Here is a 22,889-nt window from a genome sequence, read left to right on the forward strand (position 1 = left end):
TCAATCATTCTATTATGGAACCCTCACCAAAACCTAGAGTCAAAATTTGTTGTATTAGCAGTAAGGAAGAAGCCAGCATTGCCATTTCCTTTGGTGCATCTGCATTAGGATTAGTGGGGGAAATGCCAAGCGGGCCCGGGGTAATTAATGATGAATTAATAAAGGAAATTGCAGAAACGGTGCCCCCTCCCATCAGTACATTCTTACTTACAAGTAGAATGGATGCCAAAGCAATCATCGAACATCAACAAAAGGTAAACACCAATACCATCCAAATTGTAGATGCCCTGGAATCTGGAACTTATCAGGAAATAAAAACAGCACTACCAGGAGTAAAGCTTGTTCAGGTAATTCATGTAATTGGAGAGGAATCTGTAGATGAGGCCATTAAATTATCGGAATCTGTAGATGCTATATTGCTGGACTCTGGAAACCCCAACCTCACCGTAAAAGAGCTTGGAGGAACAGGAAGAACACATAACTGGGAATTAAGCAGGAAAATAAGAGAGGCGATTAATGTCCCTATTTTCCTTGCCGGGGGACTAAAGCCTGAAAATGTGAAACAAGCAATAGAAACAGTTCAACCATTTGGACTGGACCTCTGCAGTGGAGTAAGAACCGATGGACACCTGGATTCAGTCAAACTGGAAGCCTTTTTCAAGGCAGTTAATAGTTAGTTTTTCGCAATAAATATTTCACATATTTCTTTCATTTGCTTGAAGCGTTCCTCCCAGGAACCATTTATTTCTGTCACCTGGATGCCCTGTCTCCGAATTTCTGACAGATGGAACTCATTTAATTGGTTTCTTGCCTTTTCATCCAGCCGTGTACCGTCCTGAATATAAGGAATGCCATTTGGCGTTAAAAAAAAATATAAATCAGCACGATTTAAAGTGTTGATTTCATAATTTAATTCAAGAGGTTTGTCAAACAAAAACCGACTATATGATTTTGTAATCGTGCAATCCGTATCCAGAAATAAGATTTTATTGGCAGTGGAAAGATGAATTTGGATTTGGTTTGCATGTACTCTTGCTATTTTTTGTAAATCTGAAAAAGAACAGGCTTTGGTTGAAGACAAAATTTCTCTTGCGGCTTCCGCTACATAATTGGTGTTAAAAGATGCCGCTAATGCCTGCGCTAGAGTTGACTTTCCCGTAGATTCTGTACCAAGCAGAGCTATTTTTTTTACAAAATAAGGCTTTACAGCTTTTGGCAAAAAGCTCCAGTTGACGAAAGGTTTTTTCCTAATATCGGTAGCGGAAATCCCGACTATTTCTCTTTTACAATCGAATGGCAAATGCTGAATATTCATGAATTTAGCCAGATAATCTCCATATTTTTCAGAAGTAAATACTATATTTAAATCAGGGATTAGCGTTTTAAAAACTTCACTCCAAACCCGAGATATATCCCTGGAAGACTCGGAAGTATTGGGTAATTCATCTTCTCTGTATGCAAAAGGAACAACCTTTATCCTTTGCTGTTTTTTATAGGTATTTTGAATCCAGTTTTGCCGGATTTCAACGGGAATACTCTCCTTATCAGAGGCGCAAACCAGTACATATAATAAATCGCAATGAGTTAAGGCAAAATCAATCAGGTGCTGGTGCCCCACATGAAAAGGATAAAATTTACCAAAAACAAGTCCTTTAACCACGGTTATATATTTTTATCCATTTGAATAACCCTAAAGTGGCTAATATCAGAAAAACCACATACTCCCATGCAATGAATAAAATTCCTTTTTTGAAATAAATAAAAATTGCAACCAAATCCACCAAAATCCAAAGTACCCAGGAAGCCACATTTTTCCTTGCCAGAAGAATTAATGCTAATACACTGGCCACTGTTGTAAAGGCATCGGAATATGGATAAGCAGCAGGAATACTAAAAATATCCGGCAGATAAAGGTGAATTTTAGTCATGAAAATCCCCAATAATACAGTCCCAGAAATAAGTAATAAACCATAAAAAATCCAGCCTGAAAATTTAAGTAAAAAGACATTTGTATTTCCATTGTCCTCTTCTTTCCAGAATATCCATCCATAAATGCTGATTCCAAGGAAATAAACCTGCAATAGCATATCGGAATAAAGTTGTACCTGGTAAAACAGCAGAAAAAATAAAACCTCATTAATTATGCCTGTCGGCCAGGTAAAAATATTTGCCTTGCTAGCCAGATAAACTGAAATCAACCCTGATATAGTACCCAACAGCTCAATCAGGCTTAATGGATAGTTTCCAATTTTTAAAATAATAAAATCAGTGCTAAATAAATCCATTACAACCGCCATTTCACCGATAGCATATAATTCCGTGGAGCCTGAATAAAATATTTAGATACACCATCATAATCTACATATCCATTATTGAAATATTTGATATTAAAAAGGTTATTTACCCTAACCATAAATGTAAATTTTTGTATCTGGTAAGCTAGTCTGCTATTCACTAAAAAATAACTATCGATTTTATTGTCATTGGCAAAATCGATGTAGGAATAATCCTGAAATCTTCCGTTCAATGCGGCTGAAAGGTTTTTCCAATGAAAAACTACTTCCTGAAACAGGATAAACTTCGGGGTGAGAATTGGGCTAAAGGTTATCTCAGATTCAGTAATTCTGCTATAATTAAAGGAAGCACTATTTTTATATCCTAAATGCTCATTAATTCGCCAATTAAAGTCCAGTTCAACTCCTGTTCTAAAACTCTTTTCTACATTATTGGTAAGCGCAATTCCATTCGGGCCAAATTGTCCATTGAGTACAATTTCATTTTTAAAATCCATATAGTATCCATTCAGATTCAAATAATACTTATGGTTTGAAATACGCATTCCAAATTCATGGTCAGTCACATATTCTGGTGAAGTATTGCCTAAATCCGGATTTCCCAGCGAATCCGCCTGAAGGTCATCCCATCCCTGAAAAATATCATTTCTGGTAGGTTCCCGTCCGGTATAGCCCACACTGTAATAAAATGTAGTTTTATCATTGAGCAAGTAGGACAGGCCCGCTTTAGGATTGAAAAAATTCCAGGTTAAAGCATCCATCTCCACATTTCCCTTATAAGAAAAGCTTGTATTTCTAACCTGAAGATCCACTAGCCCCAGCCATTTTTCACTTTCATAATTTAATTTCAAAAAGCCACTTATCTCATTTTTAAACCCCGTATTACTATAAAGCTGCCCTAAATTCAGCTCACTTCCTTTATGATTTCGATTGTATAAATTTCCATGAAATCCCGCTACCAGTCCTAAGTGCCTGCTATTAAATTGATAATTTGCAAACATCCCCAGAAAGTTTGACTGAAATGCATAATTGAACATTTCATCATTAGAAGGTAATCCAACAAAATTATTGGAATCAAAGTCATAATTTCCTTCAAGGTAATTGTAATACAGGCTGGAATGGAAGGCAGATTTTTCCGAGATTTTAATCTGATTTTGAAGTTGTATAAGGGTTTGGAAAAACTGATCGTTTTCGTTGGCATTACCATTTGTTCTTGGGTCATCCTCAATTTCAGCTTTTGGCACACCAATCCATGCCATTTCATTTTTCTGGTTTCCTGCAAAACCAGTTAGTTTCCAGGTAACACTTTCTCCAAAATAGCCGGCACTATAAAAAAGGGATTGCCCGATATTTCCAGACCTGTATTTATAACCATCCGAATGAAGTTGAGATGCCCTCAGGTAAATTCCCTTATTTTGCTTAACTCCGGAATTAAATTCACCATAAATCCTGTAAGTATTGTAAGAACCGTAGTCAATACCCACTTCAGCAGAAAGAGAGTCATTTAAAACCGGGCTATCAAATTGAATACTCCCTCCATAACTGGCACTGCCATTTTTAGAATTACCTATTCCCCTGATTAACTGCATGCCATCAAGGGAGTTCAAAAAATCAGGGAAGTTAGAAAAGTAAACACCCTGATCTTCAGGCTCATTTAAAGGTACTCCATCCAGTGTCATATTAATCCTGGTCTGATCAATTCCCCGCATTCGTATATAAGAATAACCATAATAACTTCCTGCATCAGAGTAAGCAGTAACCGAAGGTGTATTTTGAAGAATAAAGGAAGGTTCCTGCCCAAAATTTAAAGGTTGGAGTTCTTTTTTTTTGAGATTATGGATGGTAAATGGAGAATTGCTCTCCGCAAAATAAGCAGTGGCTATAGGCAATTCAGGCAGGATAATTAAAGAATTAATTTTGGTGGAATCACTAGTGGAAAAATCTTGACTAAATGTATTTTGAAGGATTAAAAAGGATATAAAAAAAAATAAAAAGGAAAATTGCTTCATCTGGGTAAATTAGTGTTGAACCTTTGGTTTAATTTACCCGCCAAATTCCAAATTTCTTCTTGCTTTGCCAAAACATCAATCCAATTTTTAGGAATTCTGATATCTCGAAAAAAATCCAACCTATTGATTTTGACTCCCATAACTCAGCATCCGCCACAGGAAAAACTTTCAATTCCTTTCTTCCTTTCTGCATTAAATTTTCACTAATTCCCTAATGTCAAAGCTCCAGGCAACACCTCAATAATCACCCAGAAGCCAAACGCTTTGAACCCTTCATTTTAAGCGTGATCCAAAAGATCTAAATCATCAGAAATAAATCAAGAAATTCTAATAAATATAGCCTCCTGGTTCTGCTTCCAGCTCTACCCCCAGGGTTAAAACCATCCTGTTTACAAAATTAAAATAGCTGATAACCAGGGTGGCATCTAAAATTGCCCGGTCCGACAAACCATGCAATGCCAATTGATCAATATAGTAATCATTTTGAGGTTCTCCGGGGTGTTTGGTGACATGCCAGGCCAGGTGGCCCAATAGTAAATCGGTTTGGGAAATATCCACTTTATGGTAATCTTCTCTTAACTGTTTAACCTTTTCTTCATTTTTCCAATAATGAAGTAAAGCTTCACTATGATGAATCTGGCAATACTCACAATTGTTAGCCTTAGATACAATGACCCCAATCATTTCCCGCCTAGGCCTTGAAAGAGGAGATTGTCCGAACATGATAGTGAGATATAAATCCATATGATTGACAATGGATTGAGGATTCAGACTCTGGATTTTATGAATATCAGCAACTTTGCCTCTTTTTTCCAATAATTCATCATACACTTCTTTGAGGAAACCCTCTGCATTTTCAGGTTGGATAACTTCAATTTTGGCCATAGTATTTCTTTTTGGTTAAGGTTGGAAGTACTATTAAATATAATAATTTATTTCCAAAAAATTAAGAGGGGAAGAATCTTCAATTTACTTTCTTTATTATCAAACTAAAAATAAGAGAATGTTGTTTTCTCCCCATTATTCCACTTCTATATTTAATTTTAATATCAGTAGGGCCAGAAAAACAATTGAATTATTTTCATACAAAAAACTGAAAAATTAAAATGGCCGAACTTCTGAAAAATCAAATCAATCCAGCGTTTATCCAAAATCTTTCTTCAAAAATCAAAACAAAAAACACGGAATTTAATGATAAGGAATTTCGTAATGCCCTTATTAATCCAGAATGGGAAGGTCTGGAACTCAAACAGCGGGTTAGAAAAATTTCAAATCAACTTCATCTTTTTCTAGGGAACAATTACCTGGAAAACCTTTCCCTAATCTTAGATTTAGCTCCTTCTTTTAAAGGGTTATCTCAAATGGTTTTTCCGGATTATGTGGAAGTCTACGGGCTTAGTCATTTTTCGGAATCTGTGCAAGCATTAAAGGAATTGACTCCATTTTTCTCATCTGAATTTGCCATTAGGCCATTTATCCTAAAAAACCAGTCAGAAATGATGAAAATAATGTTGGAATGGAGCCTGGATGAAAATGAGCATGTAAGGAGACTTTCAAGTGAAGGTTGTAGGCCGAGACTGCCATGGGCCATGGGCATTAAATCATTAAAACAGAATCCTTTTGAAATTCTTCCGATCCTGGAAAATCTAAAAAATGACCCATCCCTGTATGTGCGAAAAAGTGTGGCCAATAACCTGAACGACATTTCAAAAGATCATCCTGAATTAGCTTTAAAGCTATTTAAAGGCTGGTATGGAAAATCGGAAAATACAAACTGGATTATCAAACACGGATGCAGAACTTTGCTAAAACAAGGAAATAAAGAAGCGCTGAGTATTTTTGGTTTTAATAGTCAAGCCAAAATAAAGATTCAAAACTTCAAATTATCTAATCCAAAAATAAAGTTAGGAGACCGTCTGGATTTCTCGTTTGACTTAATTTTAGAAGGGGATCAAAAATCTAATATCCGATTAGAATATTTCATATATTACCTGAAGTCTAATGGAGCACATTCAAAAAAAATCTTTAAAATATCTGAAGGGATGATAGAAAACAGGAAGAAAATAAAGATCAATAAATCTCAGGTTTTCAAGAATTTCACCACCCGTAAACATTATTTTGGTGAGCACAAAATTTCCCTGGTTATCAATGGAGAGGAACAGCCTCAATTACTGCCTTTTTACCTGGAAACTTAAAATTGATTTAAAAACAAAAGAGCTATCAAAAAATTTTGATAGCTCTTTTGTTTTAGTCTGTCGGTTAGGTTAATAACTGGCCATTAATTGACCTTTTAACTTTTCAAATTCTTTCTTTTTTAAATATCGCAGCTCCTTACTTTTTTCCTCAATCCACTGTTCCATGCTATAATTACCCCTAGGATAGACAGTATTATAAAATGTATACTCTGCTCCGTGCGCTACATATTCTTCAAAAAACATATCTTCAATTATATCGAAGTTAGCATTTATGTTCCCTTTCATTTCTGTAATTTCAAGAGGCTCAGCCGTCATCATTTGTTCCAACTGTTGTAAATAAGTAACCTGCTCCACACGCAGCCTTTCTTCTTCCTCCTTCTGTTCTTGAACATACGACTGTTGTTGAGAATTTCCTCCCCAAAATTCATCGTCAAAATTTTCCTCAACAACTACCTGTTCTTCAGCCTCTTCAAGGCCCATATCAAAAATGGCCTCTTCCTGAGCAATTTGCTCAATGGCAATTTGATTCTGAAGTTTTATAATTTGTTCTTCTTCAAGACCAGATAAGTCATTCCATTTTTTATTATAATACTCTTCCCAAACTTTTTTATCATCATAACGCTCAACTACCTTTTTCCAAAGGTTGGGTTTATTTAAAGGATCTTCTAGTAATGTCTCTTGAGCCTTAGCCTGGAAAACATTTAAAGTGATCAGGAGAAGTAGGTAAAACCTGATATTGTAAAGCTCTCTCATATAGTCATTATTGAAATTGGTATAACATCATTAAAGTATTTAGTATTACCGCAAGCATTTTTCACACCAACTACCTTTTAAAAAGATCAACAATAGTTAATACGAAAAACCTGCATGCTTCTATATAATGTAGAGAAGAATGTTATAAATTACTTTGGATTAAACCATTATTAAATATACTTTTGTGCGAAAATTTAGCAGCCTTATGAGTAACTCTGAAGGCTGTGGAGTGGATTAAATAATAGTTCTTTAAAAACACCATATAGATTAAATGGCAAATATTGGTAAGATCACCCAAATAATTGGGCCGGTAGTTGATGTAAGTTTTGAAGATGATGCACACCTACCAAATATTTTGAATGCATTAGAGGTTCAGAAAGAAGATGGGGGAAAGCTTGTTCTTGAAGTACAAAATCACCTTGGAGAAGACAGAGTAAGGACTATTGCAATGGATAGTACCGAAGGATTGCAAAGAGGTCTTAAAGTTGTGGATACTGGAATGGCTATTTCTATGCCTACTGGTGATGCAATTAAAGGAAGGCTTTTTAATGTGGTAGGTGAGGCTATTGATGGAATGTCTCAACCAGAAACGAATACCAGTCTTCCAATTCACAGAAAAGCTCCTGCTTTTGATGAACTTTCAAGTTCTACTGAGGTTTTATACACTGGTATTAAGGTAATTGACTTAATTGAACCATATGTAAAAGGTGGTAAAATTGGTTTATTTGGTGGTGCCGGAGTAGGAAAAACAGTATTGATCATGGAAATGATTAATAATATTGCAAAGGCTTATTCAGGACTATCAGTATTTGCCGGAGTTGGAGAAAGAACAAGGGAAGGAAATGACCTTCTGAGAGAGATGATCGAATCTGGTGTAATTAAATATGGAGATGCTTTTGAAAAAGCAATGGAAGAAGGAGATTGGGATTTATCTAAAGTTGATAAAGATGAGTTAGCCAAATCTCAGGCGACATTAGTATTCGGACAAATGAATGAGCCTCCTGGAGCAAGAGCAAGGGTTGCCCTATCTGGTCTTACTGTAGCTGAAAACTTTAGAGATGGTGATGGTGAAGGACAAGGAAGAGATATTCTTTTCTTTATTGATAATATATTTAGATTTACCCAGGCTGGTTCTGAGGTATCAGCACTTTTAGGAAGGATGCCTTCTGCTGTAGGTTACCAACCTACTCTTGCCACTGAAATGGGTGCTATGCAGGAAAGAATTACCTCTACAAAAAGAGGATCAATTACTTCAGTTCAGGCTATTTACGTTCCTGCTGATGACTTGACTGACCCTGCTCCAGCAACTACTTTCTCTCACCTTGATGCAACTACAGTACTTTCCAGGAAAATTTCTGAGCTTGGAATTTATCCTGCTGTGGATCCTTTGGATTCTTCATCAAGAATTATGAGTGAAGAAATTTTGGGTGCTGAGCATTATAATACTGCTCAAAGGGTTATCCAAACGCTTCAGAGATATAAAGAACTTCAGGATATTATTGCGATTCTTGGTATGGACGAGCTTTCTGAAGAAGACAAATTAGTAGTTTCCAGAGCAAGAAGGGTACAAAGATTCTTATCTCAACCTTTCCACGTTGCTGAACAATTTACAGGTCTTCCAGGAGTATTCGTAGACATTAAAGATACCATTAAAGGATTTAATGAGATTATGGATGGTAAGCATGATCACTTGCCTGAAGCTGCATTTAACCTTGTTGGATCGATTGAAGAAGCAGTAGCGAAAGGTGAAAAACTATTAGCTCAAGCTGCAAAATAAATTAAAATTCATATTAGCCGGACTATTTACAGTCCGGCTTTTAATTGATAAAGTGTATGTATTTAGAAGTTATTACGCCAGATAAAAAAGCTTTTGAAGGAGAGGTAACCGGTGTTAAACTGCCTGGAACGAGTGGCTCTTTTGAGGTTTTAAATAACCACGCCCCAATTATTAGTACACTTGAAGAAGGAGATATCAGAATTAATTCTGCAAAAGGAACCACACATATAAAAATTGGAGGTGGCATTGTAGAAATGCTAAACAATAAAGTAGTTGTTCTAGCGGAGTCTATTTTGGAAAACGCCTAAAATCCTTTTCCAAATGCCAACAAAAAAGACCTTTTTCTCAAAAGGTCTTTTTTGTTTATTACCGCTTTATTAAGTTAATCCAAGCAAAATGTATTCTTCCAGGATTTCAAATGGCTCAAAAGCCTGATTAATATTGTAATAGCTTGCAGTGGTTGTAAACACCAAATCCAATTCGGGAAACAAAAAAATATGCTGACCTCCATACCCCCAGGCATATATATACCAAATTTCTTTATTCCCCAAAGTGCACTTTTTTCTCCACCAGAAAAAACCATATTCCTGCATTCCTGGCTTAATTTCAAACTGGTTACTTAATGTTTGGGCTACCCAATTGCCGGAAACCAATTGATTACCATTCCATTTGCCTTTTTGTAACATTAACCAGCCTATTTTAAGTAAGTCTTTTGGAACCAATTCGTAGTCACCTATTATTTCAGGGGAAAACACACTTCTGTGAATGGCTAGTTTATTTATATCTAAAGGCTGGAATAAATACTTTAAAGCAAAAGTTTCATTGGACAGACCTGATACTTTTTTTATAATACCTGCAAACAGAATGGGATTAGCACTACTGTAATTAAAAATAGTTCCAGGCTTAGCCTCCATTGGCTGAGAAAGGGCATAAGCTAACCAATCGGATGAAAGCACCAGCTGATTAGCCTGGTTTTCAAAACTTTGATAGGGCATTTCACTTTCATTCCATTGAATACCAGTTGTCATACAAAGTAAATGTCGGATAGTAATCTTATCCTTTCCACCACTCCAGTCTAAATACTGATACTCTTCAAAAAACTGGATAATAGGTTCATCCAGATTTTTTATTAAACCCTGATCCAGACAAATTCCTACCAAAATGGATTGAATACTTTTTGAAACTGATTGTATGGGATGAAGATGATCCGCCTTATACCCATTAAAATACCCTTCAAATACCAAGTAGCCATTCCTAAGTACCAATAAGCTATCTAATTTCCCGAAATTTCCTGAATTTATTTGTTTGATTAACCTGGGAAAAACATGGGGTTTAAATCCTGAATCCTGTGGGGTTGCCTGGGGAAAATCAAATAACATTTTCAATTACTTTAGGGAATTCAGAATTTTATTTTTCTAACGATAGTCGCTTTTGGTATTCCCTGATTTTCACATACTTAATGAAGCTGGCCTGTGCAGAAATGGCACAAACAATAAAACCATAAAACCCATCCAAAAAACCGAGTCTTATAAAATAGCTTTTTATAAACTTAAAAACCGGACTAAATAAAATCTTAAATAAGTTCGATCTTTTCCCGGCTTCGTAGTTCGTTTTTGCCATAATTTCGGTAAAATAATTAACCTGCTTAAGGTGATCAAATATAGAATAATAACTATAATGCAAAATATCCCCTTTGATGTGGCTTTTAGTGGAACCACTTTCGAGATAAAATTCATCATGAGGGTTCACTCCTCCCCATTTTCCTTTCCGGCTGTCCCACAATCTTAACTTCACATCCGGATACCAATCGGTATGCCTTATCCATTTCCCACAATAGTTGGTGAGGCGGTTCATGGAATAACCATCATAATTCCAATTCTTTTTGACCGACAAAATAGATTTTTTCAGGCTTTCATCTAAAGCTTCGTCTGCATCAAGTGATAAAATATGAGGAAAGTTTGCCACCGAAATGGCGTAATTCTTTTGTTCAATATGTCCTTCAAATTTCTTCAAAACAAACCTGACTCCTTTTTCTTCACAAATCTCCTTAGTTCTGTCAGTTGAAAAAGAATCCACCACTACAATTTCATCTGCTATTCCTATCAATGAATCGATACATCTCCCAATATTCCTTTCCTCATTGAGGGTAATGACTACCGCACTAATTTTCACCTCCTTAGCAGAATCCATTTAAAGTTTATTCTTTAGATTATTAATAAATGAGGGCAAATTTAAATTCTTCATTCCTGAAATTCGGGTTTAGAATGGTTTAATTTCATTTTGTCCTAAATTATGCCTTGAAAAACAAGCCCAATATGCCTATAACCTGAATTACAGGCAGCAAATGAGGTGAATTTTTAATGAATGACCTGTTAATTTCTTTTATTAATTTGGTTTTTCCCCTTTTCTTTTCAAATCTTTAAGCTGAATAAATCGCGCTAATAAAGAATATCAGAAAATGCCTACTGTAACTAAGGATAAATCACCAGAAATGGCTCAGCCTAAACCAAAAGAGCCTATGCCATTGTCTACAAAAATCCTGATTGGATTAATATTAGGAATTGCTACAGGATTATTCTTTGGAGAATATACTTCCCACCTTAAAATTATTGGCGATGCTTTTATCGGGTTATTACAAATGACTGTTTTACCCTACATCATTTTGTCGTTGATAGTAAACATTGGCAGGCTTTCCATGTCTGAAGGTAAAAGACTGATCATTAATTGCCTGATCACTATGTTGATTTTATTGGGAATAGGACTGATAGTAATAGCCATACTGCCTATTGCCTTTCCGGAATGGAAATCAGCGAATTTTTACAGCACCAGTTTTATAGAACCTCCACAAAATATTGATTTTCTCGAATTATTTGTGCCTTCCAATCCTTTCCACTCCATGTCTGCAAACAAGGTACCTGCAGTGGTCTTATTTTGTATACTAATTGGAGTAGGATTAATGCGGACTAAAATGACCGATAGCTTGTTAGGTAATCTTGAAGTCTTGAATAAAGCCATCAATGAAGTAAACAAATTAGTTATAAAAGTTACACCGTATGGTGTATTTGCCATTGCTGCTGATACAGCCGGAAATATGACCTGGGAGGATATTGGGAAACTACAGGCCTTTATATTGATATATACCATTGCGGTCTTAATTTTAGTATTTTGGTTTCTTCCTGTGTTAATAAGTTCCTGTACACCTTTTAGGTATAAGGATATTTTTGGTTTTACCAAAACCACCCTGATAACCATTTTTGCCACCGGGAAAATCATAATCGTTTTGCCACAGTTGGTAGAAAATATTATGGATCTTTATAAAAAGCATAATGAGGATAACCCAGACAGGGAAAGCTCAGTGGAAATCATATTTCCACTTGCCTACCCATTTCCTAATTTAGGAAGTTTAGTGATCATTATATTTGTGCCATTTGCGGCCTGGTACCTCGGTAGTTCCATGACTTTTGGAGAATATCCGGGATTCCTGGGAGCTGGTCTGTTTACCAGCTTTGTTGCTCCGGTGGTCAGTATACCTTTCTTGTTGGAAATGCAAAACCAACCCACTGACATGTTCCATTTATTTGCGGTTTCCACAGTTTACACAGACAGGATAAGGGTAATTTTAGGAGCTATGTACCTGATAACACTCACTATTTTTACAACCGGATTAACCTATGGCCCTTTCAAAATAAAATGGGCAAAACTCATTTCAGGATCAGCAGTAACTGTTTTATTATTTTTGGGCACCTTGTTTCCCTTAAAATATTATCTGGCTTATTCATTAAAAGATGCCTATAATAAGGATGAAATTATCATGAATATGCAACCGGTAACCGATACTGTCAGTACCATTGTGCTAAAAAATCCAGGCCCATGTCCCCAGCCACTTCGTTACAGACAAAGCCGACTTAGCAGAATAAAACAGCGGAAAATTATCCGGATAGGTTTTTATGAGGAACAGATTCCATTTACCTACTTCAATGCCAAAGGTGAATTGGTTGGCTTTGGGGTGGATATGGCAAGGGACCTGGCTAAGGAGCTCGATGTGACTATTGGTTTTGTGCCAATAAAACAAAAGAAACTTCTGGAACAAATGGAAAATGATCATTTCGATCTGGTAATGTCGGACATTTTCTTATCAACGAGATATTCCCAGGAAATGAGCCTCTCCAGGGCATACCTCGATGTTGTGTTAGCCTTTGTGGTAAAAAATGAAATTAATGATTATAAGGATTATGAAAAGCTCCTGGAGGTAGACACCCTAAATATTGCCTATTTCGAGAGGAGGGAAATTGCTGAAAAAATCCATTCATATTTACCAAACTCGGGTCTGGTAAGCATAGACTCAATTTCCCAGTTTTTCAATAATCAAGTAGACACCTTAAAACTGGATGCATTACTTACCAGTGCAGAAAGAGGAGCAGCCCTCACCTTACTTCACCCTGACTATCAGGTGGTTAACCCACTTCCGATAAATATTAAGGTTCCTTTGGTGTATCCTATTGCAGGAAATGATACAGAACTTCAGGAGTTTGTATCCAACTGGATTGAAGAAAAGAAAAAGGATGGCACTATAGATAAATTTTATGATCACTGGATTTTAGGAAAAGACGTAACAAAAGACACCAAACACTGGAGTGTAATTAAAGATGTGCTCCATTGGGTGGAATAAAAAAAGCTTCCCAATTAAATTTTTGGGAAGCTTTTTTTCTAATGGACTTCAAGCTCCTGATATCCGTTAGTTTGATTAAATCCGGGTAATTCTTTCAGCCTCAATGAATATACCGATTTGTATTTCGCAGGTTGCTGAAAAAACTGATTAAGTGTAGCTCTTGTTTCTATATCTATCAATGGCAAAAGCGGCTGATCTACCTTAAACAAATACTTTAAGGATTTTTTAATTTTCTTGTCCCAATCTTTATAATGTTTTTCAAAATCTGCGGGAAATATGGTTTTCCTGCAATTTTCACTTCCACATCCACATTCAAAAGGATGATCCAGGTTAAAAATACTATACTCATCTGTGAGCTGTTCTCCAGGCTGGATATCTCTTATGGCAATTTCAAATCCGTAACCTGTACTGATTGAATTACAATTGCAACTATGATTTACATACTTGGCAAAATCCCAGCTAATGATTCTAAAACCATATTCATCCTTGTAGGAATACTTTTCAATGGCTTTTTTCATTTCTACTTCGTAGAGTAGAAAATCAGTTGGGGAAACCACAATTTCAAGGCTGTCTTTTACATATGTAATTGCACCTTTAGGAATAAAACCTGTAGCAAAAACACCATACCCGATGTCTTCACTAATAAAGCGTAATTCAGTGTTCGGATGTATCATTGTTGAAATGATAAAATCAATTTAATTTTAATTGAGTTAATAATTATTTTAAATTCATCTGTTATAAAATATTCAATCTATTCTTTAAAACTTATATTGGTACTTTTTAAATGTAAATCTCTTTGTGGGAATGGAATAACCACTTTCTGATCCCTAAACTTTTTGAGTATTTTAAGTCTCATATCACTTTTAATCTGTTCAACTCTAAACATTTCCCTGGTCCAGAACATCAACTCAAAGTTTAAAGAAGAATCCCCAAAACTATTCAACCGGACAATAGGCTCCTTTTCCTGCATTACGGCCGTATGTCCTTTTGCTACCTCCTTTAATATCCGAATTACTAAATCCTCATCAGTGCCATAACTCACCCCAACAATAAATGAAAACCTGGCAATTTTTACATTATGACTCCAGTTGATCACCTTATCGGTTACAATTTTAGAGTTTGGAAGAATTATTATTATTTCCTCTCTGTTTTCCACAATGGAAGTTCTTAATCCAATTCTTTTTACCCTTACTACCTCATCATCTACCTCCAAAACATCCCCTACTTTTATTGAACCTTCTACCAATAATAAAATCCCAGAAAAAAAATCATTAAACGTTTGCTGAACACCCAACCCAATCCCCACTAATAAAGCGGCCGAGCCAGCCACTAAAATGGTCACTTTCACCCCTATCGACTCCAGGGCAAGTACAGTAATTATAACCCAAATAATATATTTTAGAATCTGATATAATGCATATTGAGAACCCTGATCAAGGTCCTTAAATTTCCAATATTTTTTCAGGCTTTGCTTCAAAATCCATAGAATCCCTTTGCCTACCAGGAAGTAGAAAAACAGCTTCAGCAAATCGTAAACTGAAAAACTATATTCTGCCACACGAATAAGATCCATTTCCAGAATCTCTCTTATTTGCTCAATCATATCATACTCACTATTGAAAAAATTTTAGAACTAACTGTAATTTAATACTAATCTTACTAAGACGAAAATATATGATTTAGTCACTCACGAAAACAAAAAACCCTGCCTTTTATAAGACAAGGTTCGAAAAATTTTGTTTGAAAAATTCAACTCCAGGCACCTATTATAATTCCCATAATACCAAGAAAAATAATTTGGTAACCCGCATCTATAAGCCAAAGAATAAAGGATTTGCGCTGATAAAGTAAGTTGATTCCCATAGAAGTACCTACAAAGAAAAAGCCTACTACAAGCCCATGAATTAATCCCCCCTGCCATCCGATTACAGGCTCTCCGTGTCCCTGCAATAACATTCCCATTCCAAAAGCCATCAGGATCATAAGCAAGAAGCTCGATCCAAAAATTTTTGCCATATTGCCTTCCTGAAGGTATTCATCGGTAAAGCCCAATTCATTTTGCCAGGCTTTTCCAAACAACACAGGACTATACCATAGTGCCCCTAAGGCAAAACTGGCAAGGGCTGCCACCCCTACCGCAAGGTAATTAATGTTCGATAATTCCATAATTTTTAAAGTTTGGTTTGTTAATAAATAAAGAAGAGGTAAAGCTTAGTTTTTAAGTTTTAATGTACTGATTTTTAATAAGATAATAAAAAAACAAATCAAAAACTAATCGACTTTACCTTTTCATTTGAAGAAAATTTAGTGATTACATTGGTGCCGGAGTAAAGAAAAACTGCTCTGTAACCACTTTTCCATTTTTCACTTCATAAACACAAACTTCTTCCATGGTCTGCCTGCCCATTCCCTTAAATGTTGCCTCCGTTTTCATGGCAATAGAGAAAAAATTTCCTGCTATCACAGGATCAGATATTACATTACTGTGAACTTCCTCCACCATACTGGACCATTGTTCGGCTTTAGCCTTTATGGCTGCTATGCCTTCGGCTCTTTCCGTTGGAGTACCTTTGGGTTCTATACTGACAATATCCTTCGAATAAAGCTCATCCTGAGCCTCGGTATACTGTCCTTTTCGACAAAAATTTACTAGTTTTTGGGCAACTTCATTAGTGTTCATAATTTTTATAAAAATTAAGTTTGAAAAAATATATATTAGTTAGACGATTGTGGACAAAAAAACGGACGAAAACCAGAATAAATCAATTATCAACTGATAATCAGACACTTATACCTTTACCTTTTTGATACAAAAAGTAAGTTTCCTTTACAGTGTCAATATTAAAGCCGGTTGTAATTTTATTTAATCAGGCAGAATGCGCTGGCAAGGTTTCCAGCATGTAGTTGTGTAAATCGAATCCTTTGGCATTTATAGGGTCAATCTTGCTTACCAATTCAAATCTCAAATCCAGGAGTTTTTCAATATCGGAATTTTCCCGCTCTTTCACCATTTTTATTTTCATGAGTTCTTCTGCTGCAGCCTGTTGCGGATTGAAGATACCATTAAGCTCTGTGCACTGATGACACACACCATTTTTATGTATAAGTGCACATCTTCCTTCAAAAATTTTTAAAAACCTTTTCCGGGCATTGGCCAGGGCATGTTTTACTTTACCTTCTGTGAGATTGACGATTTCCATAATTTCACTCACTTTAAAGGCATAAATCTCCTTCAGAATAATACAAACCTGTTCTTCCAACAGTAAAGTTTTTGACATACAAGTAAAGCAATAATCTATATGCTCCTTAAAATCGAATTTGCCATGGGGAGAATTTTGGGAAATATTGGCCATGGTTTGTTGTAATTCCTTAGAGGTGTATGTAGCAGTTCTGCAATTATCCTGATAATCTTCTTTCCACCTGGACTGACTTCTTAAATGGTCCTTAGCCCTATTGGCAGCGATAGAAAAAACCCAGGTTTTAAATGTAGAATTTCCCTTAAAAGCCTCTATATTTTTGAATGCCCTGATGTAGGTATCCTGCACAATATCTTCCATATCCTGATGATGAGCCACCAGTCGGTAAATAAAAGCTTTGAGGGCCGGCTGAAAAGAAACAAACTCATTCTGGTATTGTTGAAGTGCATTCATGGTTGAGTTAGTATTTAAATTAAACAACACTAGAGATAAAATGGATAATCCATCAGATTTTGATCTGACAAGAATTTTAGCAATCCTGAATTTAAAGATTATTAATGGTAGCTTGTGTGGAATTGAAACAAACTGATAGCCTGCAAAATCATCAGCTCGCTATATTTATTGTGGAATTCTTCAGTATTGAAGATAGATAAAGTTATTTATTTTTTTGCTGATTTTTCAGGTTTTCCCTAAAAATAATTATTCCTTTTTGGACACTTAAAGAACCTAACAGGTTTTTGTATTATGAATTGAAATATATTTAAACCTACCCCTAACCCCCTCACCGAGGGAGAAAGTCACTATGAGTCTATTTTTCACCTTGAAAAATGAGCTGAGTTTTAAAATTAAACATATTAAAACACTGAATATTAGTTAAAACCTCATATGCCAGTAAACCACAAACCTTAATCAAGCAAACTGAAGAATCTCAATAAGCGGGTCAAGCAGCATGCTTGCTGCAGAATTCTTTCACCTTACTGCAAAGTATTGGGAATTCAGGAAAAAATCCTGAATTTTTACTTTAATCCAAAAATAAAGATTCAAAGATGTGGAGCAATTACCTGAAGATAGCCATTAGAAACCTCATTAAAAACAGATTTTTTTCCCTACTCAATTTGGCCGGATTGGGGCTGGCAATGGCGGCTTCCCTCCTACTTTTTCAGTACATCAGTTTTGAAATGAGTTATGATAAATTTCATGACAGATCAGCCAACATTTACAGGACCAATATAGAATTTTACAAAAATGGAAATAAGGAAAGCGAAAGTTCATTAGTTTCCCCAATAGTAGGCTCATTATTGATAGAAAACTTCCCCGAAGTGGAAGCAATGACCAGAATGGTGGTTTTAGGGCCCGATGGCATTTTGAGTCATCAGGAAAATGCCACATCCATTCGAAATATTTATTTAGGAGATTCCTGCTTTTTCAACTTGTTTTCCTTCGAGTTAAAACAGGGAGATAGAGCCACCATGTTGTCAGATCCCTTTAAAATTCTTATCAGTGAGGCGGAAGCCAGGCAATTATTTGGAGAAACCGATCCAATTGGGAAAACAGTGGAAATAAACGCTAAAAACCTGGATGGAGGAGCAGAATTTACCGTAAGTGGAGTGTTCAAAGATTTACCAGAAAATACCCATTTAAAACCAGGCGTACTTATTTCCTATCCTACACTTTTTCAATTTGTCGGGCATCAATTCGACCGGGATTGGCTTTGGAACCAGACATATACCTACATCAGGCTAAATCCAAAATCCGATCATAAAAAATTAGAACAGGATTTTGACAAGGTGGTCAATAAAATGAAGGAAGCCGAATGGGGAGATAAAAGCTACTTCTGGCGATATAATCTCCAGCCGATCGAATCTATTCATTTAAATAAAGCATCAGGTCATGAAGCAGAAATTGGAGGAAGTGCCTACAACATTTATTTCCTTAGCCTTTTATGTGTTTTCATTTTGGTTATTGCCTACCTGAATTACATCAATTTATCAGTGGTAAAGTCATTCAATCGCTCAAAAGAAATTGGGATCAGGAAAGTTTCAGGAGCTTTTCGCTATCAAATAGTTACCCAATTTTTACTTGAAGCCATACTTTTAAACATAATTGCCATTGTTTTGGCAATAGGCATTATCTATTTAGTCAGAACTGTTTTTAGCGAAAATTTCAGTGTGGATATCCACCAATTTAACTTCCAAAACTCCGATAGGTGGTTGCTGTACCTGGGGTTTTTGATTTTGTTAATTTTAGGAAGTGCTTATTATCCGGCATTTATCATTTCCAAATTCAATCCGGTAAAAGTATTGAAGGGAATAGGAACCCCAAAAGGCAGGAGCATGGGATTGAAAAAAATGCTTACTGTTTTCCAGTTTGCCCTGTCCATCCTGTTTCTCATTGGTACTTTTGTGATCAGTTCACAACTTAACTATTTACAAAACAGATCATTAGGTTTTGAAATGGATCAGGTTTTAGTGATAAAACCGCCAAAAGTTTATAGCTACAAACACGAAAATGACATAGAAGCATTCAAACAAAAAGCCTTACAAATAGCAGGAATCCAGAGTGCCAGTGGAAGTAATGCCATACCCGGAGAAGAAATTTTCTGGTTCGACAACAACATTAGCCTAAAAGATTCAGATGCTTCGGGCGCATTCAAAATGCTGAGCGTAGACAAGGATTATTTCCAGCACTTCAACATCGAATTATTAAAAGGCAGGCAGTTTGAAAAACCCACCAGAGACAAATGGATAATCAATAAATCGGGAGCAAAATTACTTGGATTTGAAAACCCTGAAGATATTGTGGGCGAATTTCTGGCACAGGGAGAAATAATCGGACTGGTAGAAGATTTCCATCAGGAGAGTCCGAAAAGTGCCATCCAGCCAACCCTTTTTTCTTGTGGCTATGTCCTGAATTATTATTCTGTAAAAATTCAGGGAGGAAAAATAAACGAAACGCTTTCCCAATTGGAAGCTGGTTATAAAGAATTATTTCCCGGCAGTCCATTCGAATATTTTTTCCTTGATGAATTTTTCAATCGGCAATATCAATTGGAAAAGCAATTTGCCGGACTATTCACCATATTTTCTATGCTGGTTATTTTCATTTCCTGCCTGGGGCTAACGGGACTTACAGCTTACTCTGCCAGTCTGAAAACCAAGGAGATAGGGATAAGGAAGGTTTTAGGTGCAAAAGTTTCCAGTATCCTCCTCATGCTTTCAGAGGAATACTTTAAGCTGATTGTACTGGCTTTTATTATTGCCCTGCCAGTGGCCAATTATATCCTTACGGAGTGGCTAAAAAACTTTGCTTACAAAATCGATATTACTTGGTGGTTGTTTGCACTTCCGGGAATTATTGTACTTACAATTGCTCTTATTTCAGTTTTAGGCCAGAGCATGAAGGCAGCACTTACCAACCCTACAAAATCATTGAGAAACGAGTAAAAACAAAATATGTTTAAGAACTATATCAAACTTGCCTACAGAAGTCTTTTAAGGAAAAAAGCCTTTTCCTTCATCAACATTACCGGATTGGTAGTCGGATTAGTTTCAGGGTTTCTAATTCTGGAATATGTGGTTTTTGAATACAGTTTCGATTCATTTCACAAGAAAAAATCCGATATCTATAGGGTAATTAATGACAGATATGAAGGTGAACAACTCATCCAGCATGGCACAATCACCTATTCAGGAATAGGGCCCGGCCTAAAAGAGGATTTCCCGGAAGTGGTGAGCAATACCAGAGTGGCACCAATTTTTGGTTTTGCCATCACACATGAAGATAAAATTCTCACAAAAGACAACGGACTATTTGTAGACACTACTTTTCTGGAAATGTTCTCTTTTAAAATGAAAGCCGGTGATCCCAACACTGCACTTTCTGATAAAAATAATATCATTCTCACTACTAAATTAGCCCAAAAGATATTTGAAATAGAAGAGGAAGAAACACCTGAGGTTATTGGAAAAACCATAGGATTTGGAAGAGATAAAACACCATTTAAAATTACAGGGATTATAGAAAATCCACCCCAAAATTCCCACCTAAAATTCGACTGCCTGGTACCTTATGTTACCCTTATCAACTGGTGGCCGGAAGCAGACAGAAGTTATAATGCTTCAGATTTCTGGCATTATATCCAACTTAGGGAAGGTACTGACCCAACAACCCTTGAAGCCAAACTTCCGGCATTTAGCCAAAGGCATTTTAAGGGAGATGAACTCACCGGAACTTTTGAAAAGTTTTCCATTCAACCACTGGAAGAAGTACGGCTACAATCAGACTTTGAATATGAAATAGGTGAGGTGGGCAATGGCAAAACCGTCAAAATTCTTTTCTTAATTTCTATCCTGATTATGGTAATTGCCTGGATCAATTACATCAATTTATCCACCGCCAGGGCTATGGAAAGAGCCAAAGAAGTGGGTGTGCGAAAAGTAATTGGGGCCAGGAAAACCCAGTTAATATTTCAATTTTTGGGAGAAGCACTAATTGTAAATTTCATTGCACTGGCAATAGCCATTATAATAATCTATCTGATCCAGCCACTTTATAATAATTTATTAGGGTTTCCTCTCTCTATCAGTGTTTTATATGCCGGTAATTTTGCCGGATGGTTTATTCCCGTATCCCTGTTTTTGGTCTGGATAACTGGTACTTTACTTTCGGGTTTTTATCCCTCTCTTGTTTTATCCTCCTTCAAACCCGTGGCTATTTTGAAGGGCAAATTCAGGTTTTCTCCTAAGGGTAAAGTATTGAGAAAATTTTTGGTAATTGGTCAGTTCATGGTTTCCACCGGCCTTATTATGGCGACTTTGGCGGTCTTTCATCAGGTGGATTTTATGCAGAAACAAGATTTGGGTATCAACATTGAAGAAGTAGTGGTGGTAGACGGACCCTCTCTCACTTCATGGGATTCTACATTTATTGAAAGATCCAATACTTTTAAGAATGAGTTGGCAGGTTACCACAACATAAAAAATGCGGCCACTACCAATAATGTGGCAGGGGAAAGAACCGGAAGAGCATTCAATGTAAAACGCAAAGGAGCTTCCGATGATGAAACGAATATGGTCAGTTTCAAAAATGTAGATTTTAACTACTTCGACCTATTCGGTGTGGAGATTCTAGCAGGCAGAAATTTCCATGAAAATGACCCGGATCCGGACTATACCAAAGTGAATAAAGTGATCCTGAATGAGTCTGCGGTAAAGCTGTTTGGTTTTGAATCGAAAGAAGCGGCTATTGGAAAAGAATTGAATTTGTGGACCAGAGACTGGGAGATCATCGGAGTGATTGAAGACTACCACCAGCAATCCTTAAAATATGGTATTGAGCCTTTTGTTTTTGTCCCACTTTACAGTACAAGTCACTATTTTACTTTCAAAATTAATCGGGAACACAGGGCAGAAACCATGGCATTGATCGAAGATAAATTTAAAACCTATTTCCCCGGAAATGCCTTCGAATATTTCTTTTTGGAGAATCGGTTTAACCAGCTTTACAGTGAAGATGTTTTCTTTGGGAAAGTATTTATTCTGTTCAGCAGCCTGACTATTTTTATAGCCTGCCTGGGTTTAATTGGGCTCACTTCCTATATGGTGGTGCAACGAAATAAGGAAATCGGCATCAGGAAGGTTTTAGGCGCTTCGATTGCCAGCATTTTGGTTTTGCTTTCCAAAGAATTTCTAAAACTGATTCTGATCGGATTTGTAATTGCTATCCCGGTAGCCAATTATTTCATCACCGACTGGTTGGATAATTTCGCCTACAAAATTGACATAGAGTGGTGGCTATTCGCCATTCCAGGCATCATAGTATTATGCATTGCTATAGCTTCTGTCTTTGGTCAAAGTATAAAAGCTGCCATTGCCAATCCAACAGATTCTCTAAGGAGTGAATGAGGTAGTTTTAAATCTAAGTATCAGAGTTCCACTTCGGGAGGCAATTTATAAGTTAGTTATTTCTGTCCAATCACTTGTTTAAGATATAATTG

Annotated in this window: 19 protein-coding genes; 7 read left to right on the forward strand and 12 right to left on the reverse strand. The window is 36.3% G+C overall.

The window, feature by feature from the left end; genetic code table 11:
• Window positions 1-14: 14 nt before the first annotated feature.
• Entirely contained in the window at window positions 15-677 is a 663-nt protein-coding gene (locus A3EM_RS0127645) for a phosphoribosylanthranilate isomerase (RefSeq protein ID WP_020531498.1), read from the forward strand.
• Here A3EM_RS0127645 and A3EM_RS0127650 read toward each other — a convergent pair.
• The 4 genes from A3EM_RS0127650 to A3EM_RS0127670 all read right to left on the reverse strand — a co-directional run bounded on the left by A3EM_RS0127650 (window position 674) and on the right by A3EM_RS0127670 (window position 5,188).
• Window positions 674-1,660 carry an AAA family ATPase gene (locus A3EM_RS0127650; protein ID WP_020531499.1) on the reverse strand — a complete coding sequence of 329 codons (987 nt, stop codon included), beginning with the start codon at window positions 1,658-1,660 and terminating at the stop codon, window positions 674-676. The two genes, A3EM_RS0127645 and A3EM_RS0127650, sit on opposite strands and share 4 nt — an antisense overlap.
• Window positions 1,653-2,285 carry a nicotinamide riboside transporter PnuC gene (pnuC, locus tag A3EM_RS0127655; protein WP_157638119.1) on the reverse strand — a complete coding sequence of 211 codons (633 nt, stop codon included), beginning with the start codon at window positions 2,283-2,285 and terminating at the stop codon, window positions 1,653-1,655. The genes A3EM_RS0127650 and pnuC overlap by 8 nt, the downstream gene beginning before the upstream one ends.
• On the reverse strand, window positions 2,285-4,303 hold the full coding sequence (locus A3EM_RS0127660) for a TonB-dependent receptor (protein ID WP_020531501.1): 2,019 nt from the start codon (window positions 4,301-4,303) through the stop codon (window positions 2,285-2,287). The genes pnuC and A3EM_RS0127660 overlap by 1 nt, the downstream gene beginning before the upstream one ends.
• 327 nt (window positions 4,304-4,630) lie before the next feature.
• On the reverse strand, window positions 4,631-5,188 hold the full coding sequence (locus A3EM_RS0127670; protein ID WP_020531503.1) for a peroxidase-related enzyme: 558 nt from the start codon (window positions 5,186-5,188) through the stop codon (window positions 4,631-4,633).
• A 221-nt stretch (window positions 5,189-5,409) separates the two neighbouring features.
• Here A3EM_RS0127670 and A3EM_RS0127680 point away from each other — a divergent pair, with 221 nt between their 5' ends.
• Window positions 5,410-6,498 (forward strand): DNA alkylation repair protein, encoded by a 1,089-nt coding sequence (locus A3EM_RS0127680; RefSeq protein WP_020531505.1) that lies wholly within the window; start codon window positions 5,410-5,412, stop codon window positions 6,496-6,498.
• Window positions 6,499-6,567: 69 nt separating this feature from the next.
• Here A3EM_RS0127680 and A3EM_RS0127685 read toward each other — a convergent pair whose 3' ends face one another.
• Window positions 6,568-7,251, reverse strand: coding sequence for a hypothetical protein (locus tag A3EM_RS0127685; protein ID WP_020531506.1), 684 nt, complete (start codon window positions 7,249-7,251; stop codon window positions 6,568-6,570).
• A gap of 271 nt (window positions 7,252-7,522) precedes the next feature.
• Here A3EM_RS0127685 and atpD point away from each other — a divergent pair, with 271 nt between their 5' ends.
• Both atpD and atpC read left to right on the forward strand, forming a co-directional pair.
• On the forward strand, window positions 7,523-9,028 hold the full coding sequence (gene atpD, locus A3EM_RS0127690; RefSeq protein WP_020531507.1) for a F0F1 ATP synthase subunit beta: 1,506 nt from the start codon (window positions 7,523-7,525) through the stop codon (window positions 9,026-9,028).
• A 56-nt stretch (window positions 9,029-9,084) separates the two neighbouring features.
• Complete coding sequence (gene atpC, locus A3EM_RS0127695; protein ID WP_020531508.1) at window positions 9,085-9,336, forward strand: ATP synthase F1 subunit epsilon; 252 nt, start codon at window positions 9,085-9,087, stop codon at window positions 9,334-9,336.
• A gap of 69 nt (window positions 9,337-9,405) precedes the next feature.
• Here atpC and A3EM_RS0127700 read toward each other — a convergent pair whose 3' ends face one another.
• Both A3EM_RS0127700 and A3EM_RS0127705 read right to left on the reverse strand, forming a co-directional pair.
• On the reverse strand, window positions 9,406-10,407 hold the full coding sequence (locus A3EM_RS0127700; RefSeq protein ID WP_020531509.1) for a serine hydrolase domain-containing protein: 1,002 nt from the start codon (window positions 10,405-10,407) through the stop codon (window positions 9,406-9,408).
• Window positions 10,408-10,435: 28 nt separating this feature from the next.
• Entirely contained in the window at window positions 10,436-11,218 is a 783-nt protein-coding gene (locus tag A3EM_RS0127705; protein WP_020531510.1) for a glycosyltransferase family 2 protein, read from the reverse strand.
• A gap of 268 nt (window positions 11,219-11,486) precedes the next feature.
• Between A3EM_RS0127705 and A3EM_RS0127710 the strand changes: the two genes are divergently transcribed.
• Window positions 11,487-13,697, forward strand: coding sequence for a cation:dicarboxylate symporter family transporter (locus A3EM_RS0127710; protein ID WP_020531511.1), 2,211 nt, complete (start codon window positions 11,487-11,489; stop codon window positions 13,695-13,697).
• 38 nt (window positions 13,698-13,735) lie between these two features.
• On the opposite strand, the gene A3EM_RS0127715 is transcribed toward A3EM_RS0127710, so the two are convergent.
• The 5 genes from A3EM_RS0127715 to A3EM_RS0127735 all read right to left on the reverse strand — a co-directional run bounded on the left by A3EM_RS0127715 (window position 13,736) and on the right by A3EM_RS0127735 (window position 17,347).
• Window positions 13,736-14,371 carry an SET domain-containing protein gene (locus tag A3EM_RS0127715; RefSeq protein ID WP_020531512.1) on the reverse strand — a complete coding sequence of 212 codons (636 nt, stop codon included), beginning with the start codon at window positions 14,369-14,371 and terminating at the stop codon, window positions 13,736-13,738.
• Window positions 14,372-14,448: 77 nt separating this feature from the next.
• A complete protein-coding gene (locus A3EM_RS0127720; RefSeq protein WP_020531513.1) occupies window positions 14,449-15,300 on the reverse strand; it encodes a mechanosensitive ion channel family protein in 852 nt (283 codons plus the stop codon).
• Between the two features lie 146 nt (window positions 15,301-15,446).
• The gene (locus A3EM_RS0127725) at window positions 15,447-15,863 is read right to left on the reverse strand and encodes a DUF1761 domain-containing protein (protein WP_020531514.1); all 417 of its coding nucleotides are present in this window, start codon (window positions 15,861-15,863) and stop codon (window positions 15,447-15,449) included.
• A gap of 145 nt (window positions 15,864-16,008) precedes the next feature.
• Window positions 16,009-16,377 carry a nuclear transport factor 2 family protein gene (locus tag A3EM_RS0127730; protein ID WP_020531515.1) on the reverse strand — a complete coding sequence of 123 codons (369 nt, stop codon included), beginning with the start codon at window positions 16,375-16,377 and terminating at the stop codon, window positions 16,009-16,011.
• Window positions 16,378-16,564: 187 nt separating this feature from the next.
• Window positions 16,565-17,347: an RNA polymerase sigma factor gene (locus tag A3EM_RS0127735; RefSeq protein WP_020531516.1), complete on the reverse strand. Its 783-nt coding sequence runs from the start codon at window positions 17,345-17,347 to the stop codon at window positions 16,565-16,567.
• 593 nt (window positions 17,348-17,940) lie between these two features.
• Here A3EM_RS0127735 and A3EM_RS0127745 point away from each other — a divergent pair.
• Entirely contained in the window at window positions 17,941-20,337 is a 2,397-nt protein-coding gene (locus A3EM_RS0127745) for an ABC transporter permease (RefSeq protein ID WP_020531518.1), read from the forward strand.
• Between the two features lie 9 nt (window positions 20,338-20,346).
• A complete protein-coding gene (locus tag A3EM_RS0127750; protein WP_020531519.1) occupies window positions 20,347-22,797 on the forward strand; it encodes an ABC transporter permease in 2,451 nt (816 codons plus the stop codon).
• The last annotated feature ends 92 nt before the right edge of the window (window positions 22,798-22,889 follow it).

The sequence above is a fragment of the Flexithrix dorotheae DSM 6795 genome (assembly GCF_000379765.1).
GTDB lineage: Bacteria > Bacteroidota > Bacteroidia > Cytophagales > Flammeovirgaceae > Flexithrix > Flexithrix dorotheae.

Coding starts and splice junctions, on each gene's coding strand:
- A3EM_RS0127730 (WP_020531515.1), bottom strand. CDS start 16,377: ATGAACACTAATGAAGTTGCCCAAAAACTAGTAAATTTTTGTCGAAAA.
- atpD (WP_020531507.1), top strand. CDS start 7,523: ATGGCAAATATTGGTAAGATCACCCAAATAATTGGGCCGGTAGTTGAT.
- A3EM_RS0127700 (WP_020531509.1), bottom strand. CDS start 10,407: ATGTTATTTGATTTTCCCCAGGCAACCCCACAGGATTCAGGATTTAAA.
- A3EM_RS0127745 (WP_020531518.1), top strand. CDS start 17,941: ATGTGGAGCAATTACCTGAAGATAGCCATTAGAAACCTCATTAAAAAC.
- A3EM_RS0127705 (WP_020531510.1), bottom strand. CDS start 11,218: ATGGATTCTGCTAAGGAGGTGAAAATTAGTGCGGTAGTCATTACCCTC.
- A3EM_RS0127645 (WP_020531498.1), top strand. CDS start 15: ATGGAACCCTCACCAAAACCTAGAGTCAAAATTTGTTGTATTAGCAGT.
- A3EM_RS0127735 (WP_020531516.1), bottom strand. CDS start 17,347: ATGAATGCACTTCAACAATACCAGAATGAGTTTGTTTCTTTTCAGCCG.
- A3EM_RS0127750 (WP_020531519.1), top strand. CDS start 20,347: ATGTTTAAGAACTATATCAAACTTGCCTACAGAAGTCTTTTAAGGAAA.
- pnuC (WP_157638119.1), bottom strand. CDS start 2,285: ATGGATTTATTTAGCACTGATTTTATTATTTTAAAAATTGGAAACTAT.
- A3EM_RS0127720 (WP_020531513.1), bottom strand. CDS start 15,300: ATGATTGAGCAAATAAGAGAGATTCTGGAAATGGATCTTATTCGTGTG.
- A3EM_RS0127715 (WP_020531512.1), bottom strand. CDS start 14,371: ATGATACATCCGAACACTGAATTACGCTTTATTAGTGAAGACATCGGG.
- A3EM_RS0127725 (WP_020531514.1), bottom strand. CDS start 15,863: ATGGAATTATCGAACATTAATTACCTTGCGGTAGGGGTGGCAGCCCTT.
- A3EM_RS0127685 (WP_020531506.1), bottom strand. CDS start 7,251: ATGAGAGAGCTTTACAATATCAGGTTTTACCTACTTCTCCTGATCACT.
- A3EM_RS0127710 (WP_020531511.1), top strand. CDS start 11,487: ATGCCTACTGTAACTAAGGATAAATCACCAGAAATGGCTCAGCCTAAA.
- atpC (WP_020531508.1), top strand. CDS start 9,085: ATGTATTTAGAAGTTATTACGCCAGATAAAAAAGCTTTTGAAGGAGAG.
- A3EM_RS0127660 (WP_020531501.1), bottom strand. CDS start 4,303: ATGAAGCAATTTTCCTTTTTATTTTTTTTTATATCCTTTTTAATCCTT.
- A3EM_RS0127680 (WP_020531505.1), top strand. CDS start 5,410: ATGGCCGAACTTCTGAAAAATCAAATCAATCCAGCGTTTATCCAAAAT.
- A3EM_RS0127670 (WP_020531503.1), bottom strand. CDS start 5,188: ATGGCCAAAATTGAAGTTATCCAACCTGAAAATGCAGAGGGTTTCCTC.